This window comes from Streptomyces sp. NPDC050504 (assembly GCF_044458065.1).
In the GTDB taxonomy this organism is placed as follows: Bacteria; Actinomycetota; Actinomycetes; order Streptomycetales; family Streptomycetaceae; genus Streptomyces.
Genome location: NZ_JBITHO010000014.1, coordinates 83596 through 100378 on the forward strand (window position 1 = coordinate 83596; position 16783 = coordinate 100378).

General features: G+C 72.1%; 16 protein-coding genes. 6 read left to right on the plus strand and 10 right to left on the minus strand.

The annotated features are described in order from the left end of the window. Positions 1 to 129 precede the first annotated feature (129 nt). Positions 130 to 825: a hypothetical protein gene (locus ACIBNE_RS37830; protein WP_399279991.1), complete on the plus strand. Its 696-nt coding sequence runs from the start codon at positions 130 to 132 to the stop codon at positions 823 to 825. A gap of 132 nt (positions 826 to 957) precedes the next feature. Here ACIBNE_RS37830 and ACIBNE_RS37835 read toward each other — a convergent pair whose 3' ends face one another. Further along, the gene (locus tag ACIBNE_RS37835) at positions 958 to 2613 is read right to left on the minus strand and encodes a sulfite oxidase (protein WP_399279993.1); all 1656 of its coding nucleotides are present in this window, start codon (positions 2611 to 2613) and stop codon (positions 958 to 960) included. Between the two features lie 228 nt (positions 2614 to 2841). Between ACIBNE_RS37835 and ACIBNE_RS37840 the strand changes: the two genes are divergently transcribed. After that, positions 2842 to 3492: a fasciclin domain-containing protein gene (locus ACIBNE_RS37840; RefSeq protein WP_399279995.1), complete on the plus strand. Its 651-nt coding sequence runs from the start codon at positions 2842 to 2844 to the stop codon at positions 3490 to 3492. 540 nt (positions 3493 to 4032) lie between these two features. On the opposite strand, the gene ACIBNE_RS37845 is transcribed toward ACIBNE_RS37840, so the two are convergent. The 6 genes from ACIBNE_RS37845 to ACIBNE_RS37870 form a co-directional block, all read right to left on the minus strand. Next, the gene (locus ACIBNE_RS37845; RefSeq protein WP_399279997.1) at positions 4033 to 4185 is read right to left on the minus strand and encodes a hypothetical protein; all 153 of its coding nucleotides are present in this window, start codon (positions 4183 to 4185) and stop codon (positions 4033 to 4035) included. 47 nt (positions 4186 to 4232) lie between these two features. Further along, entirely contained in the window at positions 4233 to 4988 is a 756-nt protein-coding gene (locus ACIBNE_RS37850; protein WP_399279999.1) for an anti-sigma factor domain-containing protein, read from the minus strand. Further along, a complete protein-coding gene (locus ACIBNE_RS37855; RefSeq protein ID WP_399280001.1) occupies positions 4985 to 5569 on the minus strand; it encodes a sigma-70 family RNA polymerase sigma factor in 585 nt (194 codons plus the stop codon). Before ACIBNE_RS37855 ends, ACIBNE_RS37850 begins: the two co-directional genes overlap by 4 nt. 504 nt (positions 5570 to 6073) lie before the next feature. Next, on the minus strand, positions 6074 to 6484 hold the full coding sequence (locus ACIBNE_RS37860) for a MerR family transcriptional regulator (RefSeq protein ID WP_399280144.1): 411 nt from the start codon (positions 6482 to 6484) through the stop codon (positions 6074 to 6076). A 71-nt stretch (positions 6485 to 6555) separates the two neighbouring features. After that, positions 6556 to 7575, minus strand: a complete 1020-nt coding sequence (locus ACIBNE_RS37865; RefSeq protein WP_399280003.1) for an MDR family NADP-dependent oxidoreductase — start codon at positions 7573 to 7575, stop codon at positions 6556 to 6558. A gap of 303 nt (positions 7576 to 7878) precedes the next feature. Continuing rightward, positions 7879 to 8580 carry a ribonuclease H gene (locus tag ACIBNE_RS37870; RefSeq protein WP_399280005.1) on the minus strand — a complete coding sequence of 234 codons (702 nt, stop codon included), beginning with the start codon at positions 8578 to 8580 and terminating at the stop codon, positions 7879 to 7881. 121 nt (positions 8581 to 8701) lie between these two features. Here ACIBNE_RS37870 and ACIBNE_RS37875 point away from each other — a divergent pair, with 121 nt between their 5' ends. Next, the gene (locus ACIBNE_RS37875) at positions 8702 to 9310 is read left to right on the plus strand and encodes a phosphoribosylanthranilate isomerase (RefSeq protein WP_399280007.1); all 609 of its coding nucleotides are present in this window, start codon (positions 8702 to 8704) and stop codon (positions 9308 to 9310) included. A 93-nt stretch (positions 9311 to 9403) separates the two neighbouring features. Here the strand turns inward: ACIBNE_RS37875 and ACIBNE_RS37880 are convergent, their stop codons facing one another. Further along, on the minus strand, positions 9404 to 10678 hold the full coding sequence (locus ACIBNE_RS37880; RefSeq protein WP_399280009.1) for an alpha/beta hydrolase family protein: 1275 nt from the start codon (positions 10676 to 10678) through the stop codon (positions 9404 to 9406). A gap of 264 nt (positions 10679 to 10942) precedes the next feature. Here ACIBNE_RS37880 and ACIBNE_RS37885 point away from each other — a divergent pair, with 264 nt between their 5' ends. Continuing rightward, positions 10943 to 12121, plus strand: coding sequence for a sensor histidine kinase (locus tag ACIBNE_RS37885; RefSeq protein WP_399280011.1), 1179 nt, complete (start codon positions 10943 to 10945; stop codon positions 12119 to 12121). Continuing rightward, positions 12118 to 12786, plus strand: coding sequence for a response regulator (locus ACIBNE_RS37890; protein ID WP_399280013.1), 669 nt, complete (start codon positions 12118 to 12120; stop codon positions 12784 to 12786). The genes ACIBNE_RS37885 and ACIBNE_RS37890 overlap by 4 nt, the downstream gene beginning before the upstream one ends. 293 nt (positions 12787 to 13079) lie before the next feature. Here ACIBNE_RS37890 and ACIBNE_RS37895 read toward each other — a convergent pair whose 3' ends face one another. Together ACIBNE_RS37895 and ACIBNE_RS37900 are read right to left on the minus strand one after the other, a co-directional pair. Next, positions 13080 to 13529 (minus strand): peptidase inhibitor family I36 protein, encoded by a 450-nt coding sequence (locus ACIBNE_RS37895; RefSeq protein WP_399280015.1) that lies wholly within the window; start codon positions 13527 to 13529, stop codon positions 13080 to 13082. A gap of 247 nt (positions 13530 to 13776) precedes the next feature. Then, positions 13777 to 15219, minus strand: coding sequence for an aldehyde dehydrogenase (locus tag ACIBNE_RS37900; protein WP_399280017.1), 1443 nt, complete (start codon positions 15217 to 15219; stop codon positions 13777 to 13779). 264 nt (positions 15220 to 15483) lie between these two features. On the opposite strand from ACIBNE_RS37900, the gene ACIBNE_RS37905 reads away from it, so the two are divergent. Further along, a complete protein-coding gene (locus ACIBNE_RS37905) occupies positions 15484 to 16542 on the plus strand; it encodes an alpha/beta fold hydrolase (RefSeq protein WP_399280019.1) in 1059 nt (352 codons plus the stop codon). Positions 16543 to 16783 lie beyond the last annotated feature (241 nt).

A 16783-nucleotide genomic window follows, 5' to 3' on the forward strand; every position in this document is an offset into this window, starting at 1 on the left:
CCGCGGAAGCACTCTGGTTACGCCCACACAAATCTGACACGATCCGGTCGACATAAGTGCAAGCTATGTAGCTTTCAAGAAGATTCGAGGCAGGTTTTGAAGACCTTACGGACTCGCATACCCCACCTGATGACGGTCGTACTGATGTTCCTGGGGGTGATGACCGGCACGACGGGGCATGCCCAGGCGTCCCCGCAACAGGCCACCGCCAGCACGACCATCTGCTCCAACACGCCCGTACCCGCCGGTTGGGTCATCACGCACTCGACCCCCAGCCGCAACTGTCCCGCCACCCGCGTCGAGTATTCCATCAGCGATTCGAACGGGCAGACGTACTTCGACGTGTGCTCCTTCTCCCCCATCCCTGCGGGGTGGGCCGTCACGGGCTCGTACAGCGGCAGCATCAAGTGCGCCGGAAGCGGCGTCGACTACACCATCAAGAACACCGCCGGCCTGACCACCACCCTCAGCGTGTGCTCCTTCTCCCCGATCCCGACCGGTTGGGTCGTCACGGGCTCGTACAGCGGCAGCCGCAACTGCGCGGGAAGCGGCGTGGACTACACCATCAAGAACACTGCCGGCCAGACCCGCGTCTGGACGTGCTCCTTCTCCCCGATCCCGGCCGCATGGGTCGTCACGGCCGCGGGCAGCAGCACCAGCTGCGCTGGTAGCGGTGTCGAGTACACACTCGAGAACGTCACCAACCAGACGTATGCCCTCGTGTGCTCCTACTCGCCCATCCCGACCGGGTGGATCGTCACGGCCTCGTCCAGCACCACCAGCTGTGTCGGCACCACTCGCGCCTTCTCCCTCCGCAAGGCCTGACCTCCGGCATGAAACAACCGTGCCGTCCGTCCGCCCCCATCGGGCAGGCGGCCGGCACGGGCACGTCGTCACTGGTCGGCAGCCGTCGGGCGAACCACGCGGCGCTGCCCACTCCTGCTTCCGGGGCGCTGTTCAGTCGACGGTGACGACGACCGAGTGCCAGCCGGTGGCTCCGTCGGGGATGGTGGGCGTGCGCTTCTGCGTCTGTGTCTCGCCGGTGCGGTCGGTGGCCCGGACGGTCAGTGTGTGGCTCCCCTTGGTCGCTTGCCAGGGGTGGGACCACTGGCGCCAGGTGTCCCGGGTGTCTTCGGCGGCGAGGCGGGCCTCCTCCCACGGGCCGTCGTCGACGCGGACCTCGACCTTGTCGATGCCGCGGTGCTGGGCCCAGGCGACTCCGGCGACCATGACCGTGCCCGCCTTGGGGCGGGCGAACGGTTTGGGTGTGTCCATGCGGCACTGGGTTTTGACGGGAGCGCGCTGGGCCCAGTCTCGCTTGACCCAGTACGCGTCGTAGGCGTCGAAGGTGGTGAGTTCGATGTCACGGATCCATTTGCAGGCCGATACGTAGCCGTACAGCCCGGGTACAACCATGCGTACGGGGAAGCCGTGTTCGAAGGGAAGCGGTCGGCCGTTCATACCGAGGGCGAGCATGGCGTCCCGGCCGTCCATGACGTCTTCGACGGGGCTGCCGATGGTCATGCCGTCCACGGAGCGTGCGACGAGCTGGTCGGCGGGTCCGCCCCGGGAAGGTGGCCGCACTCCGCACTGGTCGAGCAGGTCGGCGAGACGGACTCCGGTCCATCGGGCGTTGCCGACGTAGGGTCCGCCGACTTCGTTGGAGACGCAGGTGAGGGTGATGTCGCGTTCGATGAGGCGCATGTTCAGCAGGTCCTCGAATGAGAGGGTCTTTTCGTGCTCCACTCCCTTGCCGTGGATGCGCAGCCGCCAGGTGGTGGTGTCGATCCTGGGGACGACCAGGGCGGTGTCGACACGGTAGAAGTCATCGTTGGGTGTGGTGAACGGGCTGATGCCGTCGATACGCAGGGCGGCTCCTCGGGGGACGGGGGGTGCGGCCGATGCCGGGGCGGGCAGGACCACGTTGTTGCGGGATGCGACAGCGCCCTGCCCTTGTGCGTCGTTCAGGGCCCGGCCGGCCAGACCGGCGCCGGTCGACGCCACGGCCGCCGCGGTCGCGGCGAGGACGAACCCGCGCCGGTCCCATTCGTAACCGGTTGCGTCCTCGCCGCCACCTCCGGCTTCGTCGCTGTTACGGCCCGTGGATGCCGTGTCCGCCGGGGCGGCGGGCGGTCGCTCCGTGACGGCGCGGCACAAGCGTCCGGTGAGGTGGTAGAGCAGTGCGGCGCCGACGGCCGTGCCCGCGATGGAGGGCAGGGCGTCACTCACGCCGGTGGAGTCGGGGCGTCCGGTCGCGGCCAGTGCGCCGACGGCGCCCAGGGCCAGGACGCCGAGCGCCGCGAGCGGGCGTCGGCGGGTCGCGAGCATGCCGAGGGCCACGGCCAGGGAGGCCAGTACGGCGAGGATGCCGAGCTGTAGCACGAGCTTGTCGTTCGTACCGAACTGCCGGATCGCCCAGTCCTTGACCTCGGGCGGCGTGCGGTCGATCGCGGCCCCGCCGACCGCGATGACGGGCCCTGCTTCGGGCCTGACCGCAGCGGAGGCCAGCTCTGCGGTGGTGAGTGCCGCGTAGCCCGAGAGCAGGCCGCTCAAGGCGCCCAGCGCGAGGCGCCGGATGCCGCGCGGGCGGTGTGGTGTCGTGTCCTCGTCCATGTCGGGTAATCCGTTCCGGATCCGTGCGCGGATTGGTCGCTCGCTCCACCGGAGCACGCGGCGCGGCGGCATGGTGACACAGACGTACTGGTCAGGCTGGGGCCGCGGCGGGAGTACGCAGGACTGCTCACTCTTTCGGGTGTGGGACCAATCCCCGGGGCGGACCGTGCCGGATTACGGGTGACGAGGGCACAGGGCCCTCACGGATCTGATGGATGAGGGATTGTCATGCAGAGTCGAGTGCGTCGTGTCGCCGTTGCCGTCGCTGTTGCCGGAGTGCTCCCACTGGCCCTGGCCGCCTGTTCCGACAGCGACTCCAAGGACAAGGCGTCCAGCAGTTCCGCAGACACCGCGTCGAAGGAATCGGACACGACTGGTTCTTCGGACGGCGCGGGAACGATGAGCGAGCCGTTCGGTCCGGCCTGTGCGACGGTGCCCAAGGACGGCGCGGGTTCGTTCGACGGGATGGCCAAGGACCCGGTCGCGACCGCGGCGTCCAACAATCCCGCGCTGTCCACCCTGGTGACTGCGGTGAAGAAGGCCGGTCTGGTCGACACGCTCAACAACGCCAAGGACATCACGGTGTTCGCCCCGACCAACGACGCCTTCGCGAAGATCCCGAAGGCGGACCTGGACAAGGTCCTGAGCGACAAGGCGCAGCTCACCAAGATCCTGACCTACCACGTGGTCGGCCAGAAGCTCGCCCCCGGAGACTTGGGCAGCGGTTCGTTCGAGACCCTGGAGAAGTCGAAGCTGACGACCGCCGGATCCGGCGAGTCCTACAACGTCAACGGCACGGCCAACGTGGTGTGCGGGAACGTGAAGACCGCCAACGCCAACGTCTACATCATCGACACCGTCCTCATGCCCACGAGCTGACCCGACAGCGGCCGACGGCTGGACCGCCCGCTCCCTCGCCCCGGCCGTAGGCAAGGCGGCCGGGGCGACCTTTCGCGGAAGCACCAGGCGGGCTGGGCCTCCAGCCCAGCCTGCTGGTGGACGATGTCGTACGCGACGTCATGGAGCGAGCGGTCGCAGATGAAGGCGTAGCCGCACACGGCCGGGTGAGGTCCTGTCGTACGGGGAAACCCAGCCGTACGGTCGGCGCGCCGGTCGTCTGTTGGACGACGGCACGGTCGAGGGAAGGCCGTCGACCGCCTTGCATGTCTTGGATGCCTTCGGGTAGTGAGGGTGGCTGGCGGCGCCTTCGGCGAGCCCGAGGAGACGACTCGTCCGGAGACGGGTGAGGGACCCGGACAGTGTGCGGTGACGGGTCGGGGTGCTGACCCGTCACCGCACACTGTCCGAGGGGACGGCGTGGACCGCTCATGGTGGTCTGCGGCGGAGAGCAGGTCAGGGACATCAGCGTGCGCCATGGTTGCTCCTGGGCTGAGTGCGGGGACTGCGATGGCGCGGCGGTCAGCCCCGGCTCCCGTCGTGGAACGGCGCGCCGAGGCCGTCGGGCAGGTGCCCGTCGACCACGACGCGCCACTGTCGCGTCGTCGGCAGGGGCGAGACGTCGGCTCGGCTCCAGTCCCCAGGGCCGACACGCACGGGATCCTGCGCGTTCACCGCGGCCCGTACCTCCCTCCCTCCCGGCCGTACGAGAAGACGCACGTTCAGCCGGGGAAGCGCAGGAGCGCCACCGGAGCGGACGTCGGGTGGTCCGAGCCGCCTGCGGGCTCGACGGTGACGCCCATGCCCGACGCCCTGCCGACGGCTCCGCTCAGCAGCACGGCCTGGTCGCGACGCCCGGCGTCCATGAGCCCAGCGCCCCGCATGGTCCCGCCGTCGTCGAACCACAGCTGGTAGGCCTTCCCACGCGGCAAAGGCGCCATCCCGGACACCACGAACACGGCCCTGTCCCGGCTCCTGGAGACGACGACGGTGCCCGTGGCGCCGCCGCCCAGTTCCGCCGAGCCGGACCTGGCGTCCGGCGCCGCGAGCACAGCGGTGATCCGGTCTGCGCCCTGCTCCGCCCGCCGGACCTGCTCCAGAGCACTCTGCGCACGCTGGTGCTGCCACACAGCGGTGCCGCCGAGCATGGCCGCCGCCGCGAGACAGGCCGCGAGCGCCCACCGCGGCACCGGCCGCTTCCACACTGCGGCCACCCCGCCCGGCCGGGGCAGGACGGCCTCTTGCGGAGAGTCCTGGCGTACCGTGGTGATCCGGCGCAGCACTTCATCGCGGAGCGCGGGACGGGGTACTGCCGTCACAGCCAGGCCCAGTCGAGCGGCGGTCGCGGTGAGCTCGGCGGTCTCCTGGGCGCACGCCCCGCAGTCCGCGAGGTGCCGCTCGAACGCAACGCGCTCCTCGTCGGACAGCGCGTGCACCGCGTAGGCACCGGTCAGTGTGTGCAGGTCAGCGGGGTTCACGCGGTCACCCCCAGGCAGTCGCGCAGCCGGATCAGACCATCCCGCAGCCGCGTCTTGACCGTACCCAGCGGTACCGCCAGGGCCTCGGCCGCTTGACGGCAGGTCAGCCCACGATAGTACGCAAGGGTGACGGCCTGCCGCTGGATCTCGGTCAGGGTGCGCAGGCAGCGCCGCACCTGTTCGCGCTCCAGACGTGCCTCGACCTGTTCGGTCACCTGGTCGAAGTCCGGCGTGTGGTCAAGGCGCGCGGCCTTGTGGTCCCGCTCCGCCGCGGCCTCCACCGAACGCACCCGGTCGATCGCGCGCCGGTGCGCCAGGGTGAGGATCCAGTTGATCGCCGTCCCGCGCTCGGCACGGTAGCGGGGAGCCGTGCGCCAGACCTCCACGAGAACCTCCTGCGTCACTTCCTCCGACTGCGCCCGGTCACGCAGGACAGCACGCACCGCGCCGAAGACCGGACCGGCCACCACGTCGTACACCGAGGCGAACGCGCCTTCGTCGCCGAGGGCGACACGGCCCACCAGTTCTTGCAGGTCCGGTTCGGCGGACGGAACACCGCCGATGAACACAGCTTCTTTCACGGGCCCTCCACGGTTGGGTTACTCCAGACCTAATCCGGAACTCAAGCACCTTGGGTTTGGTCGGGGGGCGGCTGAACTCTTCGGGCTGGTGATCGGCGAGGCGACAGCAGCCGCAGGAGGCCGTGTTCCAGGGCGACGGCCTGGGGCAGTAGGTACGCGCGCAGCACCCCGCCTGGGAGGGAACTGATCAGGAGCCCCGTACCCCTGGCGCACTCCCCCGTCCGGGTGACGTCCCGCCATGCGGTGCGGCGGATCAGGGCTCCGGAATCCTCAGGTCATCGCCGCGTGGGCGCGGTTCGGGGCCGCGCCTCGGTGGCCGGCCTGTGCTGCTACCAGGCCGACGACCGGTCCCGCCTCCCACCTGGAGCGCTGCGCTGCCTGGGACCGACGCCGCCTCGACCCCGCCCGCGAAACCCGCTGCCTCGGCCGCCAGCTCCAGACCCTCGGCCACCAAGTGGCTCTCACCCCGGCATCAGCCCGGCCGTCCGGCCCGCTGAACAGCCGTCAGCCGCGTTCGGTGGTGAGGCCATCCAGGCCGGGGCCCGTTGGTGGGGCCGAGCGCGATGCCAGCTCGTCCCGTTGGCGCGTGAGGCGGGCGATCTCCGCGTCCAGAGCCGCGATTCGGCGGCTCACGACCGGGGACGCCCGCACGCAGACACCCTCGGGCACCCGCCGGGAGCGGATCGCGTCCACGTCCAGAAGGGGCAGGCGATCCACACAGAGGCGTACGTCCTCGATGGTCAGCCCGAGAGCCAGGAGTTCTCGCACGACCCGGACGCGCGCGACGTCGTCCGGGCCGTAGCTCCGCTGGCCGGTAGGAGTACGGTCCGGTGGCGGGAGGAGGCCCCGCTGTTCGTAGAGGCGCAGGGCCCGGGGCGTGGTCCCCGCCGCTGCCGCCGCGTCACCGATCCGCATCTGCCCGCCCTTCATCGCGGTCGCGACCGTAATAGTCGCCGTTGCCGCGACCGTCGCCGTCGCCGTCGCCGTCACGACAACTCGACCACGACCGCGCCGAGATGCCGCCCCTCCATCACTTCCCGCAACGCTTCGGCGGCCCGTTCCATGCCCACGACTCTGACGTGCGGAAAGGTGATCGCCCCGGCGCGCAGCCAGTCGCCGAACCGGTCCCGCCACTCTCCCTCGGTCTCGGGGTGGTCGAGCGGGCTGTAGCCGCGCAGGGAGACCCGCTTGAGGATGAGCGGGTACGAATCGAGCTCCACGCGCGCGGTGGTTCCGGGCCCGTCCGCATCGAGCTGGCCGGAGAGCGCGCCGACGAGGACGGCCCGCGCTCCGGGGCGGGCGACGGCGACGGCGGCGCTCAGCTGTTCGCCACCGACGGTGTCGAGGATGAGGTCGAGGCCGTCGGGCGCGGCTTCGGCGAGCTGAGCTGCGAAGGGGGTAGGGGCACCGCGGACGACGGCCGCGTCGTAGCCGAGTTCGGCGACGAGCCGTTCGGCCTTGGCCGGTGAGCCCGTGCTGCCGATCACACGGCCCGCGCCGAGGAGCCGGGCGATCTGCCCGGCCATCGTGCCGAGCGCCCCGGCCCCTCCGGTGATGAGGACGGTGTCCCCGGCGCGCACTTCCGCGCCGCGGGTGAGGGCGCCGTACGCGGTCCAGCCCTGGGAGAGGTGGGCGACCGGATCGGGCAGCGAGTCGCCGAGGGGTGTGCAGTCGGCTGCGGACACAGCCGCGTACTCGCGCCAGCCCTGCCAGTGGGAGACGAGGTCCCCGGGACGCAGCCCGCTGTCGTCCGGGGCGGACACGATCTCGCCGACGGCCGCGCCGACGAGGGGCGAGCCGGGGTCGACGGGCGGGAAGGGGGCACCCTTCACTCCGCCGGCGATGAGGGTCCGCAGCGCGGCGGAGACCGCGAACCAGCGGTTCCTGACGAGGACTTCGCCAGCGGCGGGTGCGGGTAGGGCGGCATGGACGAGCGCGAGGTGCTCGGGTGCCGGGAGGCCGTGCTCGGGGCGGGTGCGCAGCCGGATCTCGCGGTGGGTGGCCATGGTGGGCTCCAGGAGGAGGATCGGTCAGGTCGGCGGAACCGTAGACCTTGACCCGCGCGTCAGGGGCAACTCCGCAGCAGAAGAGCGGTCCCTGTGGAGGCGGCCCGGCGGGTTGGGGAAGATCTGGACGATGTCGACGCGGCGTCCGATCTCGCGGCTGACCCACTTCATAGTGTGCTGGACGGCCACGTTCCAGCGGCTGTCCCGGCACTCGGCCCACCCGTCCGGGAGTGCGCCAAGAAAAGATCACCGACTGCGTCCCGCACGCGGGACGCAGTCGTTCCACCCTCCCGGGTGTCGGCCTCACGCGTCGCGGCACTCCACATGGCCCCAGCCGTGCGCGTTCTTCGTGATCTTCTCCCCGGCCCCGTACGGCTTCTGGCAGTGGCAGCGGCCCGGGAACTTGGCCTTGATGACCGGGCCGGCGCCGCCGCTCCTGCCCTTGCCGCCCGCGGTACGCCCGGCGGCGGCCTTGCGCGGGCGGGCCTCGGCACCGGACGTCATGCGCTCGGGGCGCGGCTCGGGAACGGCGAGCGCGCCGTGGGCGGTCCCGGCGGGCTCCTGGGTGGTCGCGGCGTCGCTGGCCGCGACGTCGGCGATCGCGTTGAGGTGGTCGCCGTCCACGCGGTGCGCGGCAACGTGCCGAAAGGTTACGTCGCGGCCCTGGAGCAGCGCGTCGATGCGCACGACGAGCTCCTTGTTGGCGACGGGCTTCTTCGACGCGGTCAGCCAGCCGTTGCGCTTCCAGGCGGCGATCCACTTGCTGACCGCGTTCATCGCGTACTGGCTGTCCATGCGGACCTCCAGCGCGATCGCCGGGTCCGTCGCCTCCAGCAGCTCCGCCAGGGCGGTCAGCTCGGCCACGTTGTTGGTCGAATGGCCGAGCGGACCGGCCTCCCAGCGCTGCGGGCGCCCCTCGGAGTCAGCGACCACCCAGGCCCAGGCCGCAGGTCCGGGATTCTTCTTCGCGGCTCCGTCACAGGCAGCGATGATCAAGTCAGACATCCCTCGATGGTGCCAGGCCGCGCGGGGCGCCGCGACCACCGGCCCCGAAGATCACGCCCGGCCTCTGGGCTCCCGAGTCCGCGGCTCGCGCGGCGCGTACCCGATTTGGTTGACTCCCCGCATGAGCGATCCCTATGTCAAGATCTGCGGCCTGCGCACCGAGCGGGACGTGGACACCGCCGTGGCCGCCGGTGCGGACGCCGTCGGCTTCGTCTTCGCCCGCAGCGTCCGCACCATCGACGCCGCCACCGCCCAGAGCCTCGCCCGGCGCGTCCCCGAACACGTCCTCACCGTCGGCGTCTTCCGCAAGCAGCCGCTGGACGAGGTACTGCGCCTCACCGAGGAGAGCGGGATCCGTGCCGTGCAGCTGCACGGGGACGAGGGCCCGGAGTACTACGAGGCGCTCCGCGCGGCGGACCGGACCCTGCTGCGGGCCACGGCGGCCGCCGAGCAGCCCGTCGAATGCGGCGCGTTGGGCGAGGACCTGCTCCTCCTCGACGCCCCCGACCCGGGCTCGGGCAAACCGTGGAACTGGGCCTCCCCCGCCTTCACCGCACCGCGCGGCCGCTGGCTCCTCGCCGGCGGCCTGCACCCGGGGAACGTCCTCGCCGCCCGGAAGGCCACGGGGGCATGGGGCGTCGACGTCTCCAGCGGCGTGGAGAGCGAACCCGGCGTGAAATCACCTGAGTTGATCCGGGCGTTCATCGCGGCGGCCCGCCAGCACGTCTGATCGGCCCCGCTCGCCCTTTCCGCAGCCCCCATCGGCATTGCAGGCCGGAAGGGCGTGCCGCCCGGCGCCGCAAGGGGTGCCGGGCGAGCCGGTTCAGCGCAGCACCTCCAGCTCCGGCCAGTCGGCGCCGGGACGGTCGAGGAATCCGGTGGGCCGTCCCGTCAGGTACCGCCCGAAGAAGGCGGTGACGGCGGTGCGCTGGGCGGCCAGGGAGCGCCGGGGGTCGACGGTGCCGATGAGTCCGGCCGCGTCGGGGACCGGGAGGCGGCGGACGAGCTGGGGCAGGAGGACCTGGAGGTCGGTGTACGAGCCGTGGGCGGCGTTCCGCAGCCGCAGGGCGTGCCGGGGGCCGGTGGACGCCGCCCAGCAGGAGGCCCAGCTCGGCTCGGTGCGCAGGGTCTTCGTACCGGAGGCCATCAGCAGGAAGGGCTTGGCGAGGCCGCTGTCGGCGACGGGTCCCAGGAGAGCGCCGTCGAGGTCGGCCGCCGCGCGGACGCGGGGCTCGTCGTGGGCGAGCTGGGCGGCGACGGAGCCGCCGAGGGACTGCCCGAGCACGCCGGTCCTGTCCGGTTCGGCGGCTTCGGCGAGCCCCTCCGGGAGCAGGCCGGTGCCGGTGCCGGAGCGGTACCCGCTGGCGAGCCGGTCGAGTACGTCGAGGACGAAGCGGGCGTCGGCGAGGCGGGCCCGGGAGTGCTCTGTGAGGAGGGCGGCGATGACCTCCGGGGTGAGGTCGTCGGGGAGCGGGAGGGCGCGTTCGACCCGGCCGCCGGGGAACTCGACCTGTTCGGCCTCGTACGTGGAGTCGAGGGCGACGACCAGGTGGCCCCGGCTCGCCAGCTCCTCGACCAGGGTGGTGCCGAGGGCGCGCGAGCCGCCGTCGCCGGAGGAGAACAGCACCACGGGCAGCCGGCCGGCGCTGCGGGCGACGGGCGCGCCGGTGCGGGCGTGGGTCCTGACCCCCCGCCAGTCGGCGGCGCCGACGGGAACACCGAGGGCCGGTGCGGAGTGCGCGTCCCAGTCGGCCGCGGCGGCCGGGGGCAGCCAGGGAGCCGTCGGGTGCCCGGCGTCGGGTTCCGCCGGGTACCAGAGGCCGGCCATGAGCTCACGGTAGGGCTTGGCGGGAAGCAGGGGGTCAGGGCGGCTGTCGTCGACCAGGTGCAGCGCGACGGTGCCGACGGGCCAGGGCCCGGTGGGCGCGGGCAGGCGCAGCGGGACGGGGGTATGCCCGGGGTCGTGGCCCCCGGTCGGGGCGGCGGGACGGCCTCCTGGGAAGGGGGCGGGGCGGCTTCCCAGGGCAGGGGCGGCGGCCGCGGTGGCGAGCACGGCGGCGCCGAGCGTGCCGAGCAGGGCGCGGCGGGTCGGGGGCATGGGCGGGCTCCTCGGGTGGTACGGCTGCGGGGTCGCCACCAGGGTTCCGCCGCCGGGGGGTGCGGGGCGCCCTGCCGGGGAACGATCTCGCGGGTGGGCGCGGGGCGCCCCAAAACGCGTCCGCTCCTCCGCACGGAGGAGCCCCCGGTGTCCCGGGGTCTCCCCTCGGCCTCCGCCGGTGGGCGGACGCTTCGGCGGACGCGGGGGCCCTACCGTGGGGCTCCGGCGAAGACGCCGGACGACGCGCACGCGAGGAAGGAAACGATGACCGAGACCGTCGCGGTACGGATCGGCCCGCCGGGCGCCCTCGCCCGGCTGCCGGGGCGGGTGCCGCCCCTGGTGACGGACGCGGCGCTCGCGGCGGCCCTGTTCCTGTTGACGCTCGGGCCGGGGCGGGTGGCGGACGGTACGGGCTTCGTGCTGCAGACCGCTCTGGTGCTGCCGTTGGTGTGGCGGCGGCGGGCGCCCCGGGCCGCGTTCGCGGTGATCGCCGCCGCGGCGCTCGCGCAGTGGCTGCTGGGTGTCCAGTTGCCGGCCGACGCGGCGTTGCTGGTCGCCCTCGGGACGGTGACCGCGCGAGCGCCGACCCGGTCGGTGTGGGCGGCGGCTCTGGTGGCGGCGGCCGGGGCGGTGCTGGCGGCGGCGCGCTGGGCGCCCGAGGGCCGCTTTCTCGCCTCGGCTGCCGCGATGTCGGCAGCGGTCGCCGCGAGCGTGCTGCTCGGGGCGACCGCCCGGATCCGACGGGCCGCGCGGGCGGAGCGGCTGACGCGGTTGGAACAGGACCGCGACGAGCGGGAGCGTCGGGCGGTGGAGGAGGAACGCGCCCGGATCGCACGGGAGTTGCACGACAGCGTGACGCACGGCCTGTCGGTGGTGGTGGCACTGGCGGACGCGCTCGGGCACGCGCGGCCGTCCGACGCCTCCGCCGTGACGGCCCGGATCTCGGAGACCGGGCGGCAGGCGCTGACCGACATGCGGCGGGCGCTGGGCCTGCTCCAGGACGCCGGTCCCGACGCGGGGCCCGGGGACGACCGGCGGTCGCCGCCGGGGATCGGGCAGCTCGGGGCGCTGTGCGAGCGGATGGAGGCGGCGGGCCTCGCGACCCGCCTGCGGGTGGACGGCGAGGCCGCCGGGGTGCCGGCCGCGGCGCAGCTGACCGTGCACCGGCTCGTACAGGAGTCGCTGACCAACGCGCTGCGTCACGCCCCGGAGGGATCGCGCGCCGAGGTGCGGGTGTCCTGCGCGCCGGGGGCGGTCACGGTCGAGGTGACCGACGAAGGGCGGGCCGCAGGCACCGGGCGGCCGGGATCCGCCGCGTCCGGGCGGGGTCTCGCGGGGATGCGGGAGCGCGCCGCGGCCTTCGGCGGGGTGTTGGAGGCGGGCCCGCGGCCGGACGGCGGCTGGCGGGTCTTCGTACGGCTGGATCCCGGGAACTCGCCGTGAGCGTCCGGGTGCTGCTGGTGGACGACGAGGAGCTGTTGCGGCTGGCGTTCGGCATGATCCTGCGCGCCGAACCGGACATGGAGCCGGTCGGGGAGGCGGCCGACGGGGCGGCGGCGGTGGAGCTGGCGCGGCGGCTGCGGCCGGACGTGGTGCTGATGGACGTGCGGATGCCGGGCACCGACGGCATCGAGGCGACCCGGCGGCTGCTGCGCGAGGTGCCCGGGACGCGGGTGCTGGTGCTCACGACCTTCGACCTGGACGCGTACGCCTTCGACGCGCTGCGGGCCGGGGCCTGCGGCTTCCTGCTGAAGAACAGCCGTCCGCAGGAGCTGCTGTCGGCGATCCGCGACGTGGCCCGGGGGGACGCCGTGGTCTCCCCCCGAGTGACCCGGCGGCTGCTGGACCGCTTCGCGCACCGGCTCCCCGCCGGAGGGGACGACGGCGGGGGCGACGCGGAGCGGCTGCGCGTGCTGACCGCGCGCGAGCGGGAGGTCCTGCTGGGGGCCGCCCGCGGCCTGACCAACACGGAACTCGCCGCCGCCCTCGGTCTCGCGGAGCCCACGGTGAAGAAGCATCTCGGCCGGGTCATGGCCAAGCTGGGTCTGCGGGACCGGGTGCAGGCGGTGATCTTCGCGTACGAGTGCGGGCTGGTCGGGCCGAGATAGGCGCGGGTGGCCGTCGGGCGGGGACCGGCGGCTCAGGCGGCGTCGACATCCCACTCCATGCGTGGCCGGGGGCTTCCTGGTGCGCGGAGACGATGTCGTGGCGGTCGTGGTCGACGCCGCGCAGGACCTCGACCGCGCCCTGGGCCCTGATGCGGACCGGCGCGGTGAACCGGTCGTCCTGTCCGAGATCGCCGGACGCGAGAAGCCCGCCGTCCGGTCCACCCTTCGAAATGGCGAAGGGTGGACCGGAGTTCGGCTTGGAGTGGCCGCAGCGGGGGCGTGGCGACGGAGGGTTACGGGCAGTAGAACCGGAGGGAGGAGAGCCTGTCGTTGTTGTAGTACTGGGAGGAGCCCGTGCCGTAATCGCGCTTCAGACCCCAGTGCCACGACTCGGCGAAGTCCAGGTCGGAGGGATGCAGTTCACCGTTGGGGTCGTCCCAGAACTCGATCTGGCACTGCGAGTTGTTCAGCCAGGACGACACCGCGTTGTCGGCCGGTTCCTTGTTCAGGAAGTGGGTGTTGGTGAGCCTCACTATCTTGGTGTTGCCGCCCGCCGCGGGAGGCGTGACGACCACCTTCGAGCCCGTTCCGCCACCGTGCTGGTAGAGGCAGAGCGCCCAAGCGGGGCAGTCGCTGTACGGAGCGTTGTCGGCGGAGGCGGGAGTCGCCGAGAAGAGCATCGCCGCGGCGGCGGCCGCGCTCGTGACGGCGGTGGCCGCCAGCTTGAAGGAATTCAGCTTCATGGTTTTCCGCTTTCGGGATTGTGCCCAGACAGGGAGGCATGCGGCAAAGTCACTATGTGTGGCTGCGGCGCACACGCTAGCAGAAGATACGTGTGAGCGTATGTTTCTCCATGTGTCTCGATGGAGGCACACTCGATGGAGGCACATCGGACTCCCAGCCGGTCCTGCCGCAGTCGGCGCTGAGCCACCGTGCGGTCAGGGCCCGACGAGAGGCCCGCGCCCCACGACCGGCCGCCCACAACGGGGTTCAGACCGTGATGGTCTGGTACTCGGTGTACGTGCCGAGGCCTACGGCCCCGTACTCCCGGCCGATGCCGCTGGCCTTGAAGCCGCCGAAGGGACCGTCGAAGCCGACGGACGCACCGTTGACCGTGACGGTCCCCGTGCGGATCCGGCGGGCGACCGCGAGGGCGTGCTCCTCGTCGGTCGACCACACGCCGCCGGAGAGCCCGTACTCGGAGTCGTTGGCGATGCGTACGGCGTCGTCCTCGTCGTCGTACGGAATGACGACGAGGACCGGACCGAAGATCTCCTCCTGGGCGATGCGCATGGAGGTGTCGACGTCGGCGAAGACGGTGGGGGTGACGTAGTTGCCCCGCTCCAGGCCTGCGGGGACCTGCGGGCCACCGGTGACCAGCCTGGCCCCCTCCTCGATGCCGAGCTCGATGTAGCCGCGCACGCGCTCCTGGTGTTCGGGGTGGATCATCGGGCCGATGAAGGTGTCCGGGTCGCCGGGGTCGCCGACCCGCAACGACTCCACCAGGCCCTTCAGCCCTGCCACGACCTCCTCGTAGCGGCCGCGCGGCGCCAGGATCCTGGTCTGGGCGATGCAGGACTCGCCGTTGTTGAGCAGGGAGCCGAACTTCACGCCCGCCACGGCCCGTTCGATGTCGGCGTCGGGGAGGATGAGCGCGGCGGACTTGCCGCCCAGCTCCAGGCTGACCCGCTTGAGCCGTTCGCCCGCGATCGAGGCGATCCGGCGGCCGGCCCGTGTCGACCCGGTGAAGGCGATCTTGTCGACGTCCTCGTGCGAGATCAGGTACTCGCTGGTCTCCCGGTCCGCGGGCAGCACGCTGACCACTCCCTCGGGCAGCCCCGACCGCTCCAGGAGCTCTGCGAGGAAACCCGTGCTCAGCGAGTTCTCCGGGGACACCTTGAGGACCGCGGAGTTCCCGGTGAGCAGTGCGGGGATGAGCTTCGAAGTGGCCGAGGAGAACGGGGAGTTCCACGGGATCACGGCGGCCACGACCCCGACCGCCTCGCGCCGCACCACCGAGCGCGCCGTCGACGCCCGGTCCGACGGGACGAGCGTCTCCTCCCAGGCGAACTCCTCCGCGGCCTTGAGGTAGGCGTTCGCCTGACAGCTCAGGCCGCGCTGTCCCGCACGGGTGAACCAGCCGGGCGAGCCGCTTTCCAGCGAGATCAGCCGTGCGATCGGCTCCGCGTGCTCCTCGCGCAGCGCGTTGAACCTCCGCAGGACGGCGATCCGTTCGGCGGGCGGGACCAGGCGCCAGGTGCCCGCGTCGAAGGAGGCCCGCGCCGCGGCCACCGCCCGGTCGACGTCCGCGGGCCGCGCCTGCACGGCGCGGCCGACCACCGACCGGTCATGGGGCGACGCGATGTCGAGCAGGGCCGGGTCACTGGGTTCGACCCAGGAGCCGCCGATGAAGAGCCGACCGTAAGTGATCATGTGCTTCCCCTGTCCAGTGCTGTGCGCCGTGTCGATGGGACCATTTAACTGTCACATAAATGTAGCACTTACACTTCTTAGTGGGACAAGAAACTACGAGTGGACGGTGTGAGACACCTCAGCCGAATGACTCAACCTCCGAGGCGGGTGCACTCGGCCACTTCGCCCGTCATGTGACTGATGCCTCCGGAAACACCGTGGACGAGAGTGTGTGCGGCCGGTCCGGTCCCCGAGGGAACGGACACACATCACGGAGGGCTTCAAGTGATCAACAGGCGTACCTTCAGCAAGGCCGTGGGACTGGGCACCGGAGCGGCGGCGGTCTCCCTGCCGGGTGTGCACACCCAGGCGTCGGCCGCGGCCGTCCCGCACCTGACGGACAGCCACCCCGCGCAGACCGTCGCCCCCGGCGGCCACACCGGATTCGCCCGGATGCGGCACGTCAAGGCCGGCCTCCTCGACGTCAGTTACGCCGAGGCCGGACCGGCCCACGGGCCGGTCGTCCTGTGCCTGCACGGCTGGCCGTACGACATCCACAGCTTCGTCGACGTCGCCCCGCTCCTCGCCGCCCGGGGCTACCGCGTCATCGTCCCCCAGCTGCGCGGCCACGGAGGCACCAGGTTCCTCTCCCGCCGTACGCCCCGTACCGCCGAACAGTCCGCCGTGGCCCTCGACGTCATCGCCCTGATGGACGCGCTCAAAATCGAGAAGGCGGTGCTGGCGGGCTTCGACTGGGGCTCGCGCACCGCCGGCATCATCGCCGCCCTGTGGCCCGAGCGCGTCAAGGCGCTCGTCTCCACCGGCGGTTACCTCATCACCAACGTCAAGGCACAGCTGGAGCCCGCGGCAGCAGCCGTGGAGCACAACTGGTGGTACCAGTGGTACTTCGCGACCGAGCGCGGCAAGAAGGCCATGGAGAACGAGGAGGAACGCATCGCCCTGTGCCGCTACGTATGGACGCTCGTCTCCCCCACCTGGCACTTCGACGACGCCACTTTCGAGCGCACCGCCCAGGCCTTCCTCAACCCGGACTACGCCGCCGTCGTCCTGTACAATTACCGCTGGCGCATCGGCCTCATCGAGGGTGACCCCCGCTACGACCGCTACGAGAAGCCGCTCGCGGCCCGGCCGCCGATCCACGTGCCCACCGTCACCCTCGACGCGGCCCTCGACCCGTTCACCCCTGGCGACGGCGGTGCGAGCTACCGGGACCGCTTCACCGGGCCCTACGAGCACCGCACCCTCACCGGTATCGGGCACAACCTGCCGCAGGAAGCGCCGACCGCCTTCGCACGGGCGGTCGTCGACGCCGATCGCCTCTGACCCCCGGGTGTGCGGTGCCCGGCAGGTGCCCGCCACCCGTCCACCAGACGCCTGCCGGGCATCGCGCACACGTTCCCTCTCCTAATGCTGTGACCGGGAAGGTCCGCCGGGTTGCCGGTCGTGGTGGCGGGGCAGGCTGGTGCCGGTTGGATGTCGCGGTGATGTCCCACCGGCATGGGGAGATTTGGCGGCACAACCGGTCAAGGTCCGCGGACTGACCGACCAGGAACGCGCCCGCGTC

Excerpts from the sequence above, each read along its gene's own strand:
- ACIBNE_RS37840 (WP_399279995.1), top strand. The coding sequence starts at position 2,842 with ATGCAGAGTCGAGTGCGTCGTGTCGCCGTTGCCGTCGCTGTTGCCGGA.
- ACIBNE_RS37875 (WP_399280007.1), top strand. The coding sequence starts at position 8,702 with ATGAGCGATCCCTATGTCAAGATCTGCGGCCTGCGCACCGAGCGGGAC.
- ACIBNE_RS37900 (WP_399280017.1), bottom strand. The coding sequence starts at position 15,219 with ATGATCACTTACGGTCGGCTCTTCATCGGCGGCTCCTGGGTCGAACCC.
- ACIBNE_RS37835 (WP_399279993.1), bottom strand. The coding sequence starts at position 2,613 with ATGGACGAGGACACGACACCACACCGCCCGCGCGGCATCCGGCGCCTC.
- ACIBNE_RS37880 (WP_399280009.1), bottom strand. The coding sequence starts at position 10,678 with ATGCCCCCGACCCGCCGCGCCCTGCTCGGCACGCTCGGCGCCGCCGTG.
- ACIBNE_RS37885 (WP_399280011.1), top strand. The coding sequence starts at position 10,943 with ATGACCGAGACCGTCGCGGTACGGATCGGCCCGCCGGGCGCCCTCGCC.
- ACIBNE_RS37895 (WP_399280015.1), bottom strand. The coding sequence starts at position 13,529 with ATGAAGCTGAATTCCTTCAAGCTGGCGGCCACCGCCGTCACGAGCGCG.
- ACIBNE_RS37865 (WP_399280003.1), bottom strand. The coding sequence starts at position 7,575 with ATGGCCACCCACCGCGAGATCCGGCTGCGCACCCGCCCCGAGCACGGC.
- ACIBNE_RS37870 (WP_399280005.1), bottom strand. The coding sequence starts at position 8,580 with ATGTCTGACTTGATCATCGCTGCCTGTGACGGAGCCGCGAAGAAGAAT.
- ACIBNE_RS37830 (WP_399279991.1), top strand. The coding sequence starts at position 130 with ATGACGGTCGTACTGATGTTCCTGGGGGTGATGACCGGCACGACGGGG.
- ACIBNE_RS37860 (WP_399280144.1), bottom strand. The coding sequence starts at position 6,484 with ATGCGGATCGGTGACGCGGCGGCAGCGGCGGGGACCACGCCCCGGGCC.